This is a genomic window from Tenacibaculum sp. E3R01 (genome assembly GCF_003318185.1).
GTDB classification, from domain to species: domain Bacteria; phylum Bacteroidota; class Bacteroidia; order Flavobacteriales; family Flavobacteriaceae; genus Polaribacter; species Polaribacter halocynthiae.
In genome coordinates this window covers 118,086-133,826 of record NZ_QOCC01000007.1, presented here as the reverse complement: position 1 = coordinate 133,826, position 15,741 = coordinate 118,086, and the positions used below count along the sequence as shown (strand labels likewise).

At 28.6% G+C, this 15,741-nt stretch carries 12 protein-coding genes; 9 read left to right on the top strand and 3 right to left on the bottom strand.

Going from position 1 to position 15,741, the window contains the following annotated elements; genetic code table 11:
• Positions 1 to 453: 453 nt before the first annotated feature.
• A complete protein-coding gene (locus tag DS884_RS00695; protein ID WP_093870944.1) occupies positions 454 to 924 on the bottom strand; it encodes a Dps family protein in 471 nt (156 codons plus the stop codon).
• A 114-nt stretch (positions 925 to 1,038) separates the two neighbouring features.
• On the opposite strand from DS884_RS00695, the gene DS884_RS00690 reads away from it, so the two are divergent.
• Positions 1,039 to 1,980: a hydrogen peroxide-inducible genes activator gene (locus DS884_RS00690; protein ID WP_093870943.1), complete on the top strand. Its 942-nt coding sequence runs from the start codon at positions 1,039 to 1,041 to the stop codon at positions 1,978 to 1,980.
• Positions 1,981 to 2,044: 64 nt separating this feature from the next.
• On the opposite strand, the gene DS884_RS00685 is transcribed toward DS884_RS00690, so the two are convergent.
• Positions 2,045 to 3,937 carry a SulP family inorganic anion transporter gene (locus DS884_RS00685; RefSeq protein WP_113785389.1) on the bottom strand — a complete coding sequence of 631 codons (1,893 nt, stop codon included), beginning with the start codon at positions 3,935 to 3,937 and terminating at the stop codon, positions 2,045 to 2,047.
• Positions 3,938 to 4,084: 147 nt separating this feature from the next.
• On the opposite strand from DS884_RS00685, the gene pyrR reads away from it, so the two are divergent.
• Genes pyrR through DS884_RS00660 form a run of 5 tightly spaced genes read left to right on the top strand, consistent with a single transcriptional unit; the run spans position 4,085 to position 7,233 of the window.
• Positions 4,085 to 4,627, top strand: coding sequence for a bifunctional pyr operon transcriptional regulator/uracil phosphoribosyltransferase PyrR (pyrR, locus tag DS884_RS00680; protein ID WP_113785407.1), 543 nt, complete (start codon positions 4,085 to 4,087; stop codon positions 4,625 to 4,627).
• Positions 4,628 to 4,663: 36 nt separating this feature from the next.
• Entirely contained in the window at positions 4,664 to 5,596 is a 933-nt protein-coding gene (locus DS884_RS00675; protein ID WP_093870941.1) for an aspartate carbamoyltransferase catalytic subunit, read from the top strand.
• Between the two features lie 3 nt (positions 5,597 to 5,599).
• Complete coding sequence (locus DS884_RS00670; RefSeq protein ID WP_113785388.1) at positions 5,600 to 5,932, top strand: hypothetical protein; 333 nt, start codon at positions 5,600 to 5,602, stop codon at positions 5,930 to 5,932.
• 36 nt (positions 5,933 to 5,968) lie between these two features.
• A complete protein-coding gene (locus DS884_RS00665) occupies positions 5,969 to 6,289 on the top strand; it encodes a T9SS type A sorting domain-containing protein (protein WP_093870939.1) in 321 nt (106 codons plus the stop codon).
• A gap of 2 nt (positions 6,290 to 6,291) precedes the next feature.
• A complete protein-coding gene (locus DS884_RS00660) occupies positions 6,292 to 7,233 on the top strand; it encodes a ribonuclease Z (protein WP_113785387.1) in 942 nt (313 codons plus the stop codon).
• On the opposite strand, the gene DS884_RS00655 is transcribed toward DS884_RS00660, so the two are convergent.
• Positions 7,230 to 7,592, bottom strand: coding sequence for a CoA-binding protein (locus tag DS884_RS00655; protein WP_113785386.1), 363 nt, complete (start codon positions 7,590 to 7,592; stop codon positions 7,230 to 7,232). The two genes, DS884_RS00660 and DS884_RS00655, sit on opposite strands and share 4 nt — an antisense overlap.
• A gap of 104 nt (positions 7,593 to 7,696) precedes the next feature.
• On the opposite strand from DS884_RS00655, the gene DS884_RS00650 reads away from it, so the two are divergent.
• The 3 genes from DS884_RS00650 (at position 7,697) to DS884_RS00640 (ending at position 15,689) form a co-directional block, all read left to right on the top strand.
• A complete protein-coding gene (locus tag DS884_RS00650; protein ID WP_113785385.1) occupies positions 7,697 to 10,108 on the top strand; it encodes a TonB-dependent receptor domain-containing protein in 2,412 nt (803 codons plus the stop codon).
• A gap of 199 nt (positions 10,109 to 10,307) precedes the next feature.
• Positions 10,308 to 12,701, top strand: a complete 2,394-nt coding sequence (locus DS884_RS00645; protein ID WP_113785384.1) for an outer membrane beta-barrel family protein — start codon at positions 10,308 to 10,310, stop codon at positions 12,699 to 12,701.
• Between the two features lie 153 nt (positions 12,702 to 12,854).
• The gene (locus DS884_RS00640; RefSeq protein WP_113785383.1) at positions 12,855 to 15,689 is read left to right on the top strand and encodes a M20/M25/M40 family metallo-hydrolase; all 2,835 of its coding nucleotides are present in this window, start codon (positions 12,855 to 12,857) and stop codon (positions 15,687 to 15,689) included.
• The last annotated feature ends 52 nt before the right edge of the window (positions 15,690 to 15,741 follow it).

Genomic DNA, 15,741 nt, shown 5'->3' with positions numbered 1-15,741 from the left:
TATTTTAACTTTTTCTTTTTACTCTATACTATTTTAATTCATCCGAATACTATACTACCTAATTAACAGTTTTTTAACTTAAAAAATAAATTATTTATCATTTTTTAACACTTAAAGTAATATTTAATCAACTTAACTAATATGACATTGAAATTAAAACATTTAAAAAAATCACTTTTTCAACATAATGAAAAAGTGATTTTGAGCTAAAAAAAATATTTAATTTTTCTTAAGAACTTGTAAGATTTCTATTTTTTCAAAAGATACAATCTGAGTAAAAATTCAGTTAAATGGATTAGGAAATAAAGAGATTTTATTATTACTATCATTAAATAAAGATGCTAGCATTACAATTATTAATGAATACTATTACATAAAAAGAAAACTATATACTTAAAATAAAAAAGACAACAAATTAATGTTGTCTTTTTCTCCCCTTAAAAAAAAGATGATTTAGCCTAACCAAGCATTCATCATCCATAATGTTTTTTCTTGTTCTGATATGAAATCACTCATCATAGAATTTGTTCCTTCGTCATCTGCATCATCAGATAATTCTAAAATACTTCTTTCAATTTTTAACAGTTCTGATAAAGACTCAACTACTAATTCTACAGCTTTAACATCTTCATAAATATTTTTCCCTACAGGAACTTTAGCCAAACTACTGTAATCGTTAAAAGTATGTAAAGGTACTCCTTGTAGAGTTAAAATACGTTCAGCAATTAAATCTACTTTTTCTTGTGCATCTGTATAAAACTCTTCAAATTTAACATGCAATTCAAAAAAGTTTTTTCCTTTAATATTCCAGTGAAGTCCTCTTACATTCTGATAGTATATTTGAAAATTAGCTAATAGAACATTTAATTCTTCTACTAAGTTTTCTGTCTTCTTTTTATCTAATCCTAATATTGTAGTTTCCATATCTTATTGATTTTGTGTTGCGTTTTAAACTGATTCAAAATTATTGCAATTTTAACGAGTAAAACTATAAATTCAATTGATTGTTTTAATATCTTTATCAAAAAATATTATAGAATGACTATCACTCAACTAAAATATACATTAGCTGTAGCTGAATATAAAAATTTTACTGTCGCTGCTGAGCATTGTTTTGTTACACAACCAACTTTAAGTATGCAAATTCAGAAACTAGAAGATGAATTAGATGCTAAAATCTTTAATAGATCAAAAAAGCCTATTGAATTAACTGAAGTAGGAAAAAAAATTATTGAACAAGCAAAAGTTATTGTCGATGAAAGTAATAGAATTATTGATATTGTACATCAACAAAAAGGATATGTTGGCGGAGAATTTAAATTAGGAATTATACCTACAATAATGCCAACATTATTACCTATGTTCCTAAAAACTTTTAATAGAAACTATCCAAAAGTTCAATTAATTATCGAGGAACTTACAACTGAAGAGATTGTACGTAAATTAACAGACGGTCATATTGACGCTGCCTTAGCTGCAACCCCTCTTGAAAATGAAGCTATAAAAGAACGTGTATTATATTATGAACCATTTGTTGGTTTGGTTCCTGAAGAGCATAAACTTTTTAGTCAAAATAAAATTAAAGTAGATGAACTTGAAGTAGATGATATATTATTATTAGAAGATGGACATTGCTTTAAAGACAGTGTTATTAATTTATGTAGAACAAATAAAAAGAATAGAAATTTACAGTTTCAACTTGAAAGTGGGAGTTTTGATACCTTAATTAAGCTTTCAAAAGATGGGTTAGGTATGACTCTTTTACCTTATCTAAATACATTAGATTTACATGAGGAAGATAAAAAGCATTTACGTGAGTTTGAAACACCCCCTCCTGCGCGTGAGGTAAGTTTATTGTATCACAAATCACAGTTAAAAATGCAACTTATTGAAGCTTTAAAAAGCACTATAGATAGTGTTGTTAGAGGCGCAATAGCCTTTAGTGATGTAGAAATAATCAGTCCATTACAAAAGAAATAACTAAGCATTTAAATAACATAAAAAAACCATTTTAAAATTAAAATGTTTTTTTTATGTTATTTTTTTAAAATTTATATTCAGATAATGGCTTCGGAAACTTTTCAGGATTTTCAGCTAAGTGATAACGAGGGTCATCAATATCTTCTATAATAATATCATGAAAAGTATCACTAGCTTTATACATTAATACTTTACAATCTTCACTTAAATGCTTTAATATTATTTTTTTCCCAGCTGCTTGATATTTTTCTACTAAATTAAAAATAGCCTCTATAGCTGAATGATCAGATACACGTGACTCTACAAAATCAATTTCAACTTTATCTGGATCATTTTTAATATCAAATTTCTCATTAAAAGCAGTTATACTTCCAAAAAATAAAGGGCCCCAAATTTCATAAACTTTAGTACCGTCATCTTTTGTACGTTTTCTTGCTCTAATTTTTCTTGCATTTTCCCATGCAAAAACTAATGCAGAGATTATAACGCCTACAAATACAGCTATTGCTAAATCAAAGAATACTGTTACAGCAGATACTATAATTAAAACAAATGCATCTGTTTTAGGTATTTTATTCATGATTCTAAAACTAGACCACGCAAAAGTTTCTATAACCATCATAAACATCACACCTACTAATGCGGCAATAGGCACTTGTTCAATATATTTATCAGCAAATAAAATAAAAGTTAATAAAGTTAAAGCCATCATTACTCCAGATAATCTACCTCTACCTCCAGCATTAATATTAATAACTGTTTGGCCAATCATTCCACAACCACCAGTTCCTCCAAACAATCCACTAACCATATTTCCAGCACCTTGAGCAACACACTCTTTATTTCCATTTCCTCTAGAATCAGTTAATTCATCTACTAAATTCATTGTCATAAGCGTTTCAATTAAACCAACTGAGGCCGCTAAAAATGAATAAGGCGCTATAAATTTCAATGTATCCAAATTAAAAGGAAGGTTACTCCATAACTCAAATAGATTTAATTTTTTAGATAATTCATCAAAACCATTTAATCCGGCTCCTCCCCCATCTCTAATAAAATCACCTACATTAATAGAATTAATACCTCCAAAAATAACTACAAAAGAAACTATTAATATAGCAGTTAAAGCTGCTGGTATTTTTGTAGTCAATTTAGGTAGCCCCCATACAATAAGCATTGTTAATAATACTAAACCTATCATGGTATATAACTTTTCTCCTTGCATAGTAGATTTTACTACTCCACTATCTTTTATAGAATAAAAGCCATCATCTTTTACATTAAATACAACTTTTTTAGTTTCAGGATTGAACACCTGACCATCAGATATTACAAAAGCTTCTTTGTTTGTTTTTAAATTTATTACAGAGTTTTCTTTAATAGCATATAAAATTGTACCAGACATTACATCTTTAACTTCATTATTAGCGACATTATATACAAGTTCCTTAGAATCAGTTTTACGTTTGTTCTGCCCAAATAAATCTTTTGAGTTTTCTTTGAACATCCCTAGCTGAGCCATAAAAATAACGATAGCAAGTCCATTTACAAACCCCATCATTACTGGATGAGGTATTAATCTAACAAACTTTCCTAATTTAAAAAAACCAGCCAAAACTTGTATAACTCCCATTAAAACTACTGCAGCCAAAAGATAGAAATACCCCATATTCTCTACTGGAGAATCAAATAAAAGACCTTTGGCATGCCCTTCTTGAATCATATGAACAAAAATAACTGCTACTGCTCCAGCTGCTCCCGAAATTAGACCAGGCCTACCTCCAAAAATCGCAGAAATTATACCTACCACAAACGCACCAAACAATGCTACAATAGGGCTTATTTGAGCTACAAAGGCAAAAGCAACAACCTCTGGTATCATTGCTAAGGAAACAGTAATACCAGCTAACGTATCATCTTTTATCTTAATCTTCTTATTTTTAATGTATTTCATCATAATATTACGAGGCTATTCTAAAAGTTGGCAAATGTAAAGATAATTTTATTGATTTACTTTTATGTTTCATTAACTTTAATTTTGCCAACGTATTTTTTTGTCTTAATTTTGAATATTGAAACTATCAAACAAAAATTGGTAGCAACAATGAGCAGAAAAACACTACTTACTTCAAAAGAAATTGAAATCATTCTGCATCGATTAGCCTGTCAGTTAATCGAAAATCATAACGATTTTTCTAATACAGTATTAATAGGTATTCAACCGAGAGGAACTTATTTAGCGCAACGTTTAGCAAAATTATTAAAGAATGATTATGGTATAAGCGATTTACAATTGGGTTTATTAGATATAACTTTTTACCGTGATGATTTCCGAAGAAGAGACGAACCCCTAGAAGCAACTACAACTGAAATAAACTTTCTTATAGAAGGTAAAAATGTTGTTTTTATTGACGATGTTTTGTATTCAGGAAGAAGCGTTAGATCAGCTTTAACAGCTATTCAATCGTATGGAAGGCCTGAAAACATTGAATTACTAGTATTAATAGACCGTAGATTTAGCCGTCATTTACCAATTCAACCTAATTATAGAGGTAGGCAAGTAGATGCTATTAATGAAGAAAAAGTAGTTGTTCATTGGAAAGAAACTCACAAAAAAGACACCATTTACCTAGAGAACAAGCAATAATGCTTGATATAGTTATGATAAAAAAATTACACTAGAATGAAGCAATTAAGTGTTGAACATTTATTAGGCATAAAGTACCTTAATAAAAATGATTTAGATATCATTTTTGAAACTGCCTCTCATTTTAAAGAAGTTATAAACAGACCTATAAAAAAAGTACCTTCATTAAGAGATATAACTATTGCTAATTTATTTTTTGAAAACAGTACACGTACAAAGTTATCATTTGAATTAGCTGAGAAAAGATTATCTGCTGATGTAATTAATTTTTCTGCCGGTCAATCATCTGTTAAAAAAGGAGAAACACTTATAGATACAGTAAACAACATTTTATCTATGAAAGTTGATATTGTTGTTATGCGACATTCAAGTGTCGGAGCTGGTATATTCTTATCAAATCACGTAGATGCTAAAATAATAAATGCTGGTGATGGTACGCATGAACATCCAACTCAAGCTTTATTAGATAGTTTTTCTATGCGTGAAGCCTTAAATAGTAATTTAAAAGGTAAGAAAATAGTAATTGTTGGTGATGTTTTACATTCACGTGTAGCTTTATCAAATATCTTTGCTTTACAATTACAAGGAGCTGAAGTAAAAGTATGTGGACCAACAACATTAATTCCACGCTACATATCTAGCTTAGGAGTTGAAGTTGAAACAAATTTAAAGAAAGCTCTTGAATGGTGTGATGTTGCTAATGTTTTACGTGTGCAACATGAAAGAATGGATATTAAATACTTTCCTTCAACAAGAGAATACACACAGCTATTTGGAATCAATAAACAAATTCTAGATAACCTTGGCAAGAAAATTGTTATTATGCATCCTGGTCCTATTAACAGAGGTGTAGAACTAACAAGTGATGTAGCTGATAGTGACCAATCTATTATTTTAAATCAAGTAGAAAACGGTGTAGCTGTTAGAATGGCTGTTATTTATTTGTTAGCTCAGCAAATAAAAAGATAAAGTATGAATATAATACAGAAAAATAATTATAACTTAATTTCGTCCAATGAATCTTCTTTTGAAATATTCATTGAAAATTTTGATGAAAATTATACTAATTTGAAAGGAAAACATTTAATTGTTGAAATTTCTCCTAAAAATAATTTCACCGAAAAGAATATTTTAGTATTTTTGAAATACGCTGATTTACAACAACAAAGTGGCACATCTTTTGTTGTTATATGTAATGAGGTTAATGTTGATAATTTTCCTGAATTCTTTAATATAGTGCCAACACTAGTTGAAGCTGAAGATATTATTGAAATGGAAGATATACAGCGTGATTTAGGTTTTTAACCTTATAACTATTCATAACCCCTTAATGAATTATTTATGACGAAAAAATTACTATTAATTATATTTTTCTTTGTTTCTTTTTCTATCTTTTCTCAACAGAAAGGCATTAGTAAATTAGTAGCATCTCCTAATCCTTTTACAAATAATACAACTATTTTTTTTAATGTAAATAATGATCAACCTGTATTATTAACTGTTAAAAATGTTTTAGGAAAAACTGTTTTTACTGAAAAATTAAAAGTTAAAAAAGGAAGAAATTCATTCCCTTTTAGGCGCAACGATTTAAAAGCTGGTATGTATATTTACGCAATACAAACGAATAAAGAAGTAATTTCTAAACGCTTTGTTATTAAATAATAATGAGCTTAAACCTTACCATTCTTGGGTGCCACTCTGCTACCCCTCGTGTAAATGCGCATCCTACCTCACAATATTTAGAAATAAATAATAGACATTTCTTAATTGATTGTGGCGAAGGTACCCAACGCCAAATGCGCAAATACAAAATAGGTTTTTCTAAAATTAACCATATTTTTATTTCCCATTTACATGGTGATCATTTTTTTGGCTTAATTGGCTTAATATCTACTTTTGGTATTTTAAACAGAGAAAAAGATTTACATATCTATGGTCCAAAAGGAATAAAAGAAGTTACAGTGCTACAATTAAAACTTTCTAAATCTTGGACAAAATACAACATTGTATTTCATGAGTTATCATCTAATAAAAGTGAATTAATTTTTGAAGACGATAAAGTTTCTGTACATACAATCCCTCTTAGCCACAGAGTATATACAAACGGTTATTTATTTACAGAAAAACCAAAATTAAAAAAACTACATATTGAAAATATAAAACAATATGATGAAATTGACACCTGTGACTATCATAACTTAAAAGCTGGAAAAGATTTTATTTTATCTTCGGGAGAAGTAATTCCTAATTTAAAATTAACCATTGAGCCTTCAAAACCAAAGAGTTTTGCTTTTTGTAGTGATACTGAGTACAAACCAGATATAGTACCTATCATAAAAGATGTAGATGTTTTGTACCATGAAGCTACTTTTTTAAAAGATAGAGAAGATTTATGTGATAAAACTAAACATTCTACTGCTGAACAAGCTGCTTCAATTGCCAGTCAAGCTAATGTTGGAAAATTAATTATTGGGCATTATTCAAGCAGGTACAATAACATCAATGATTTTAAAAACGAAGCTCAAACTGTTTTTGAAAATGTTGAATTAGCAGAAGCTGGTAAACGTTATTCTATAGACTCCTTCCCTATTCAAGTTTTAAACTAATATTGCCCTGTTGAAAGTAATACTAGAGTACATGCTACCTCTGTTTTAACACCATTCTCTTCAAGCAAATTTTTAAATTCACTGTTTTCTGTTCCTGGATTAAAAATTACTCTATTCACATTTAAACTAAGAATATAATCATAATAAGTTACTTGGTTTTTAGCACTTAAATATAATGTAACAGTATCAATATCTTTTAACATTAATTTTTCTGTAACAATTTTAATAGCATTAATGCTACCTTCTTTGTTACCAATTGCCCTTACACTAAACCCCTTGCTATCAAGTAACTTAACAGCTCTATTTGAATATCTATTCTCTTTTAAAGAAGCTCCTAAAACTAAAGTTGTGTTTTTCATACCTGTTAATAATACGTTAAATAGAGTTAATTAAGGTAACAAAAATATAACACCTATAGTCTATTAGTTATTAAGACAATTCAAAATTACATAAAATTAACAAAATGAAAAAAATACTATTATTACTTTTAACTATATTAAGCATAAACACATATGCCCAAATGCCTAAAAGTAATTTATCTAAACCAGGATCAGTTTACGGAAAGGTAATTGATCAAACTACAAAAGAACCTTTACCATACGTTAACATTATAATCAAAGATGTTGCCAAAAAAATAATAACTGGAGGAATTACTAATGAAAACGGAATATTTACAGTGAAAAATATTCCTGAAGGAAATAGTATTGTTGAAATACAGTTTATAGGATACAAAACTATTAACAAACCAATTGCTATAAAAGGGAGTCGTAAAAAAATTAATTTAGGAACTATTTCATTACTAGAAGACGCTACTACGTTAGATGAAGTTGAAGTTCGTGCTGAAACATCAACTGTAACACAGAAAGTGGATAGAAAAGTAATAAATGTAGGTAAAGATTTAACATCTGCAGGAGCAACAGCTTCAGAGCTATTAAATAACGTACAATCAGTAAGTGTTGATAGTCAAACAGGAAACATAAGTTTACGTGGAAATGACAATGTACGTGTATTAGTGGACGGAAAACCTACAAATATTAGTGCTGCTCAATTATTGCAACAAATCCCTTCAAGTTCAATTAAAAGTATTGAATTAATAACCAACCCTTCTGCTAAATATAACCCTGAAGGTATGAGTGGTATTATCAATATCATTTTAAATAAAAAAGCAAACATGGGCTTTAATGGTTCAATTAATACTGGTGTTGAAGCTGGGCATTATGTTCGTTATAATGGTTCATTAGACATGAATTATAAAACAGGTAATGTTAACTTTTTTGCAAATTATGGTACACGTTTAGGAAAAAGACATAATTATGGATATGTTAATCGTACTTCACCACAAACTATTAATCAAAACTTTGTTTTTGATAACGACAATACATCTCATTTATTAAAAGTTGGAGCTGATATCTATATAAATGATAAAAATACTTTATCAGTTTATACTACTCAAAATTGGTTTGATGGTTTAGCAACTGGATCAACAATGGTTAGAAATAATGGTGTTTTACTTACTAATGCTCCTACTATTTCAAATTCTGAAAGTAATTCAAGTGCTTATAACTTTAACTATAAATTAGATTTTGATAAAAAAGGTCATAATATTGAATTTGAAGCTAACTTTTCTAATTCAAAATCCCCTGAAGTAGCGGTATTTAACGAACTAATTAATCCTAGTGATAAATCTTTAAACTATAATAATAGTGTTACTAACAATAGAGATAATACGTTGCTTAATTTAGATTATACAAATCCTGTATCAAAAAATGGTAAACTTGAATTAGGTGCAGAAGTTAGAATAAACAAAACTTCTAATAGTATTATTACCAATCAAGAAAACCTAAACAACTCTTCATTTAATTATGATAGAAATATATTTTCTTCATACATAACTTACAGTCATAAGTTTAATAAAATAACTATGCAAATAGGAGCTCGTTTAGAGCAGTATGAAATAGAAGGTGATTTTGTTAATGGAACTTCAACTGCTAAGATTACTGATGATATTTTCACTGTTTACCCTTCAGCCTTTTTTACCTATAATCCGTCTGATAAGAATCAGTTTCAGTTAAGCTATAGCCGAAGAGTTGATCGTCCTGGTATAGGTCAATTAAATCCAATTAGAGAATGGAGTACTCCTTTAATAACATCGATTGGAGAACCAACATTACGTCCGCAGTTTACTAATTCTTTTGAAGTTAATTATACACGTAGAATTAAAGGAGGTTCTTTAACTTTTGGAACTTTTTACAGAAAAATAAATGATAACATATCTAGATTAACCTACAAAGATCCTTTAGACACAAATGTACCTAAGGTAAAACAAATTTTATCTTTCATTAACTTCCCAGATAATGATGCTTATGGTTTAGAGTTTTCAGCAAATTATAGAATTGCAAAATGGTGGAGAGCAAATGCAAGTTTAGATTTCTATTCTCAATCTCAAAAAGGTATTGTAAACTACAAAGAAGCTAATGAAAGAACTACAGATGTAAAAACAAATGTTTTCAATTCAAGAATTAGTAACAGTTTTACAGCAACTAAGAATTTACGTTTTCAATTATTTGCAATGTATCGTGGTGGTCAGGATGGTATACAATTTAATAGTAAATCTATGTGGATGATCAATACCGGTGCTAGTTTAAGAGTATTAAAAGGTAAAGGTAATTTAACACTTAGAGTTAATGATATCTTCAAAGGAATGAGATTTGCCTTTGATGCTGAAACACCATTTACTCAAAACGGACAATTCAATTGGGAAAGTCAATCAGCTTATATAGGCTTTAACTACCGCTTTGGTGGAGGAAAAAATAAAGCTAAATCTCGAAGAAGAAGAGATAGTAATGAAAAACAAGGTAGCGGAGGGTTCATTTAACAACAACTTTTGCTATAAATATATAAAAACTTCAGATATTAATTTATCTGAAGTTTTTTTCATATAATTGCACTTGGTATTTTATATGTATAAAATATACTTACTGGCTATATATAATTACCTCTTATTCCTTATTAGTTAATTGATATTATATCAATTATCGTTACCTCCATATTTTATTTTAGTACTACTATTTAAAATGAAAAAATTATTATTTATAATTTTATATATAAACACACTTTTAATATTCTCACAAAAAAAGAATCTAGGAGAAATCTCTGGGTTAGTTATAAATCAAAAAAATGAAACCGCTATACCTTATGCTACAATAGTTTGCAAAAACTTGGATAATAAAATAATTTCTGGAGGAATAGCAAATGAAAAAGGCATTTTTACTATTAAACAATTACCTTTAAAAAGATATATAATTCAAATACAGTTTATAGGTTTTTCAACTTTGAGTAAAGAAATTGTGTTAAGTAAAGCTACTCCTATAATTAACTTAAAAAAACTCTATTTAAAAGATAAAAATACCAAGTTAAAAGATATTGAAATACATGCGGAAGAGACTAGTGTTGTTCAAAAAGTTGATAGAAGAGTTATAAATGTAGGCAAAGATTTAATTGCTACTGGAACTAATTCATTACAAATGTTACAAAACATACCCTCAGTAAATGTTAATATTCAAACTGGTTCTATTAGCTTAAGAGGTAATGAAAATATTCGTGTTTTAATTAATGGAAAACCCTCTAACATGGACACTTCTCAACTATTAAAACAAACTCCTTCTTCTTTAATAAAACAAATTGAAATTATTACCACGCCTTCAGCAAAATACAATCCAGAAGGTATGAGTGGTATTATTAATTTTATTTTAAAGAAAAATATGAAATCTGGTTTTAACGGAACAATTTCTGTAGGCTATGAACACAGCAAAAACACAAGACCAGATGTTTCTTTAAATTTAAATTATAATACTGGAAAAATAAACTTATTTGGTAATTATAGTAGTAACTGGGGGAAAAACTCTACTATACAACAATTAGTAAGAACTACTAATAATTTAGAACAAAAATTTAATTTTTTGCACGACTACTCTGATCATGCTTTTAAAATTGGCTCAGATATTTATCTTGATAAAAACAATACATTATCACTTTATACATATCAGAATTTTAGTAATTCAACTTTATACACCAATTCTTTTTCACGTATAAATAACAACATATTAGAAGCTCCTAACCATTCAAAATACAATGAATCAGAACAAAACTATAATGTCGATTATAAATTAACAACTAATAATAAAGGCGAAAATATTGAGCTAGAAGTTAATTATAGTATTCATAAAAACCCTGAAGAATCAATTAACAAACTTCTTCAAGATACAAATAACAAATTATTTAATTATACCAACTCAATTTCAGACACTAAAAAATCTTGGTTAGTAAATCTAGATTATGAAACTCCTCTTTTTGAAACAGCAAAACTAGAATTAGGTATTGAATACCGAAATCAAAAAGTAGTAAGCTCAATTAAAACAGATCAGGTTATTGAAATTGGAACTCCAGTTTCTCAACAACCTAAGGGAAATACTGATTTCAACTATGATAGAAGTATGTATTCTGGATATTTCAACATAAATAACAATTTTAAAAAATGGTCAATTCAAGCTGGTATCAGACTAGAACAATTCATTGTTAATGGATTATTTTCAAATACTCAACAGAGTAATCCTTCCATTTATTCTGATAAAATTTTTAGTATATACCCATCAGCTTTTTTAACCTACCATATTACTAACAAAGAAGATATTCAAATAGCTTATAGTAGACGTGTAGATAGACCTTCAATATATCAAGTGACTCCTATACAAGAATGGGTTAGCCCATTTACTACCTCAGAAGGTAATCAAAATTTAATTCCTCAATTTACTAATTCTATTGAATTAAATTATTCAAAATCTTTTTCTAAAGGAACAGTTACTTTTGGAACATTTTATCGTAAAATTTCAAATAAAATTGGTAGAACCATACAAAAAGATACTTCAGCCCCAAATAAACAGATTTTTTCTTATGGAAACTACAATACAGCTAACAGTTACGGTGTAGAAATATTTGGGAGTTATAAAGCATTTTCTTGGTGGAAAATTAGGCCTCAAATAGAAACATATATTCAAGATTCACAAGGAATAATTAATACTAAAAACGAACAAGTTAAAAACACTCTTTTTAAATCTACTTTAAACAACAGCTTTAAAATAAATAAAAGAATACGATTACAATTAACAGCTATTTATAGAGGTAAAAGTAAAAATATACAATTTGAAGTAAAACCCTATACTATGGTTAATATTGGAGCTAGTTTAAGTGTTTTAAAAAAGAAAGGAACTATAACTCTTAGAGGAACAGATATTTTTAACGGACTTAATTACGATTATTTCTCTGAAAACCCTTTTTTAGAGAAAGGAAACTACAATCTAGAATACAACTCATTTTATTTAGGCTTTAGATATAATTTTGGTGGAACCAAAAATAAATCAAGAAATAGAAAATATAGGGATAACAATGAAACTGATGGAGGTTTATTTTAAACAATATCATATTGTCATTTTTACACAAAACATTCGTTAATTTGTTAAAAAAATATCTATAAAAATAAAATTAACATAAATAAATAAAAAATACACAATAAAAATCATAAATAACTGTTTTTAAATTAATTAACCCTCTAATTATTTTAAACAATGAAAAAACTTATCAATTTTACCCTAACAATGACACTTATAACACTAGTGTCATTTAACATTTTTGCTCAAAAGCAAAAAATGTTTTATGCAACCATGGGAACCAATGATGCTGTAAACTTAAAAAAGAACCATCCTAAAGATGTGAAAATCATAAAATCTTACACCGATTACAGTGTTGTAATGCTTAACCATACCTCAGCAGAAGAACTTCATCATACTGGTTTAAGACACGGACCTGGTTATTTCTTAGAAAACTCTAAAGAAGAGGCTATAAAAGCCATAGAAAAAATTCAGGTAATCAAAAAAAGAAAACTAACAAGCTCTAAAAGAGCTATACCCCTTTCCATAACACAAGATGTACTAGTTAACCAAAGTTTAAACCTTGTAAATAACACGAATATCAAAAACCAAATCACCCAATTAGAAAGCTATGGAACTAGATTCCATACATTTTCTTCTGCACAACAATCTGCTGTAGATTTAAAAGCTAAATGGGAAAACATGAGTAGCACTAGAAGTGATATTTCTGTAAAACTAGTAAGTCATACAAACACACCAATGTCTTCTGTAGTAATGACAATTACTGGTTCTGAAAAACCTGATGAATATGTTATTTTAGGTGGACATTTAGACTCTACTTCTAGAGAAGGAAATGCCAACGCTCCTGGCGCAGATGATAACGCATCAGGAATAGCAACTATAACTGAAGTTGCTCGTGTACTATTGAGCATGAATTACAAACCTAAACGTACAGTTGAATTTATGGCTTTCGCTGCTGAAGAAATTGGTCTTGTAGGATCTAAAGAAATAGCTAGAGATTATAAAAATAGGAATGTGAATATCATTAGTTATTTACAATTAGATATGACAAATTATAAAGGTTCTACAAATGATATTTACATTACAACAGACTCTTATAATAGTACTTCTTTAAACAACTATTTAACTCAATTGATGGATCATTATAATGCTTCAGGTACTCATAAAATTACCTATGGTACTTCTCGTTGTAATTATGGTTGTTCTGATCATCATAGTTTTGCTCAACAAGGATACGAAACTGCTTTTCCTATAGAAGCTACATTAAGTGAATCAAACCCATATATTCATACCGCTAAAGATACTTCTTCAAGGTTTCCAACAGCAAATGCTACACACGCTGCTAAATTTGCTAAACTTGCCTTAGAATATCTTATTGAAATTTCAAACATTGGATCTGGAGGTGGTGGCGGTGAACCAACATATTGTAGTTCTAACGGACAAAGTACATCTGATGAATATATTAGTAATGTGAATATCGGTTCTATAAATAATAATTCAAATCAAGGTACCAATGGGTATTCTAATCACACATCAATTTCAACAGATTTAGAAAAAGGTAAATCACAAACAATTTTAATAACTCCTAAATGGGCAAGTACTAAATATAATGAAGGATATGCTGTGTTTATAGATTATAATAATGATGGAGACTTTTCTGACTCAGGAGAAACTGTATGGACAAAATCTCCTTCAAAAGAAACTCCTGTTTCTGGAACATTTACTGTTCCTTCAACAGTTTCAGAAGGAAAAAAAAGAATGCGTGTTATTTTAAGGTATAATACCATTCCTAGTTCTTGTGGATCTTATAATTATGGAGAAACAGAAGATTATTCTGTTAATATTACATCAGCTCAAGCAGATACTCAACCTCCGACTACTCCTAGTAATTTAGTCTCTTCTAATGTTGCACAAACAACTTTAACTTTAAACTGGACCGCTTCTACAGATAATTTAGCGGTAACAGGCTATGATGTTTATCAAGGTACTACGAAACTAGAAACTGTTACTACAACTTCATATAATGTAACAGGATTAACAGCAAGTACTGCATATACCTTTTCTATAAAAGCAAAAGATGCCGCAGGAAATATTTCTCCTAAAAGTAATGACCTTAATGTAACAACATTAGATAACCTCCCTTCTTATTGTAACTCAAAAGGGGAAAGAATTACTTATGAATGGATAGACTATGTTTCATTTGGAGGTATGACAAATACAACAACAGCTAATGGAGGTTATGGTGATTTCACATCAAAAATAGCTACTGTTACGCAAGGAACTACTAATCAAATCATTGTAAGTGCTGGTTTTAGCAATACAGCATATAATGAATACTTCACTATTTGGATTGACTATAATAGAAACGGTACTTTTGAAAGTAGTGAAAAAACTGCTATAGGATTATCTAACATAGCTGGAAACAGAACAGCAAATATCTCAATACCTTCAACTGCTACTTTAGGCCAAACAAGAATGCGTGTTTCTATGAAATACAATGGAGCATCTACAGCATGTGAAACATTTCCTGATGGTGAGGTAGAAGATTATACTGTTAATATTGTTAATTCATCAATAAACATTAACAGTAAATCTGATTTATGTTCTAAAGCAAAATCATATGATAGCTCTATAAACTATAATGAAAAAGATCTTGTTTCTTATGCTGGATCGTTATATGAAAGAACAACTGATGGATGGAATCGTATTGGAAACTGTATAACTTCAGAAAGAAATAATATTGAAAATAATTTAATTTTAGCAAATGATAATTCTTTACTAAATATTTACCCTAACCCATCAAGTCAAAAAAACATAACTATAACAGTTAATAATGAACTTTGGAAAGCTGGAACTGTTCTTCTTTTTGACATAAGAGGAAATATATTAAAAGAACTAAAGTTAAAAGATAAATCAACTTTTGTAAACACTACAAAACTTAGTACTGGTATTTACTTCTTAACACTTTTTAATAACTCAAAAAGTTATTCTAAAAAAGTAATTATTAAATAAATAATTTATTTGTCATAAAAAAACCGTGTGAATTTTCACACGGTTTTACTTT

Excerpts from the sequence above, each read along its gene's own strand:
- DS884_RS00695 (WP_093870944.1), bottom strand. The coding sequence starts at position 924 with ATGGAAACTACAATATTAGGATTAGATAAAAAGAAGACAGAAAACTTA.
- DS884_RS00690 (WP_093870943.1), top strand. The coding sequence starts at position 1,039 with ATGACTATCACTCAACTAAAATATACATTAGCTGTAGCTGAATATAAA.
- DS884_RS00685 (WP_113785389.1), bottom strand. The coding sequence starts at position 3,937 with ATGATGAAATACATTAAAAATAAGAAGATTAAGATAAAAGATGATACG.
- pyrR (WP_113785407.1), top strand. The coding sequence starts at position 4,085 with ATGAGCAGAAAAACACTACTTACTTCAAAAGAAATTGAAATCATTCTG.
- DS884_RS00675 (WP_093870941.1), top strand. The coding sequence starts at position 4,664 with ATGAAGCAATTAAGTGTTGAACATTTATTAGGCATAAAGTACCTTAAT.
- DS884_RS00670 (WP_113785388.1), top strand. The coding sequence starts at position 5,600 with ATGAATATAATACAGAAAAATAATTATAACTTAATTTCGTCCAATGAA.
- DS884_RS00665 (WP_093870939.1), top strand. The coding sequence starts at position 5,969 with ATGACGAAAAAATTACTATTAATTATATTTTTCTTTGTTTCTTTTTCT.
- DS884_RS00660 (WP_113785387.1), top strand. The coding sequence starts at position 6,292 with ATGAGCTTAAACCTTACCATTCTTGGGTGCCACTCTGCTACCCCTCGT.
- DS884_RS00655 (WP_113785386.1), bottom strand. The coding sequence starts at position 7,592 with ATGAAAAACACAACTTTAGTTTTAGGAGCTTCTTTAAAAGAGAATAGA.
- DS884_RS00650 (WP_113785385.1), top strand. The coding sequence starts at position 7,697 with ATGAAAAAAATACTATTATTACTTTTAACTATATTAAGCATAAACACA.
- DS884_RS00645 (WP_113785384.1), top strand. The coding sequence starts at position 10,308 with ATGAAAAAATTATTATTTATAATTTTATATATAAACACACTTTTAATA.
- DS884_RS00640 (WP_113785383.1), top strand. The coding sequence starts at position 12,855 with ATGAAAAAACTTATCAATTTTACCCTAACAATGACACTTATAACACTA.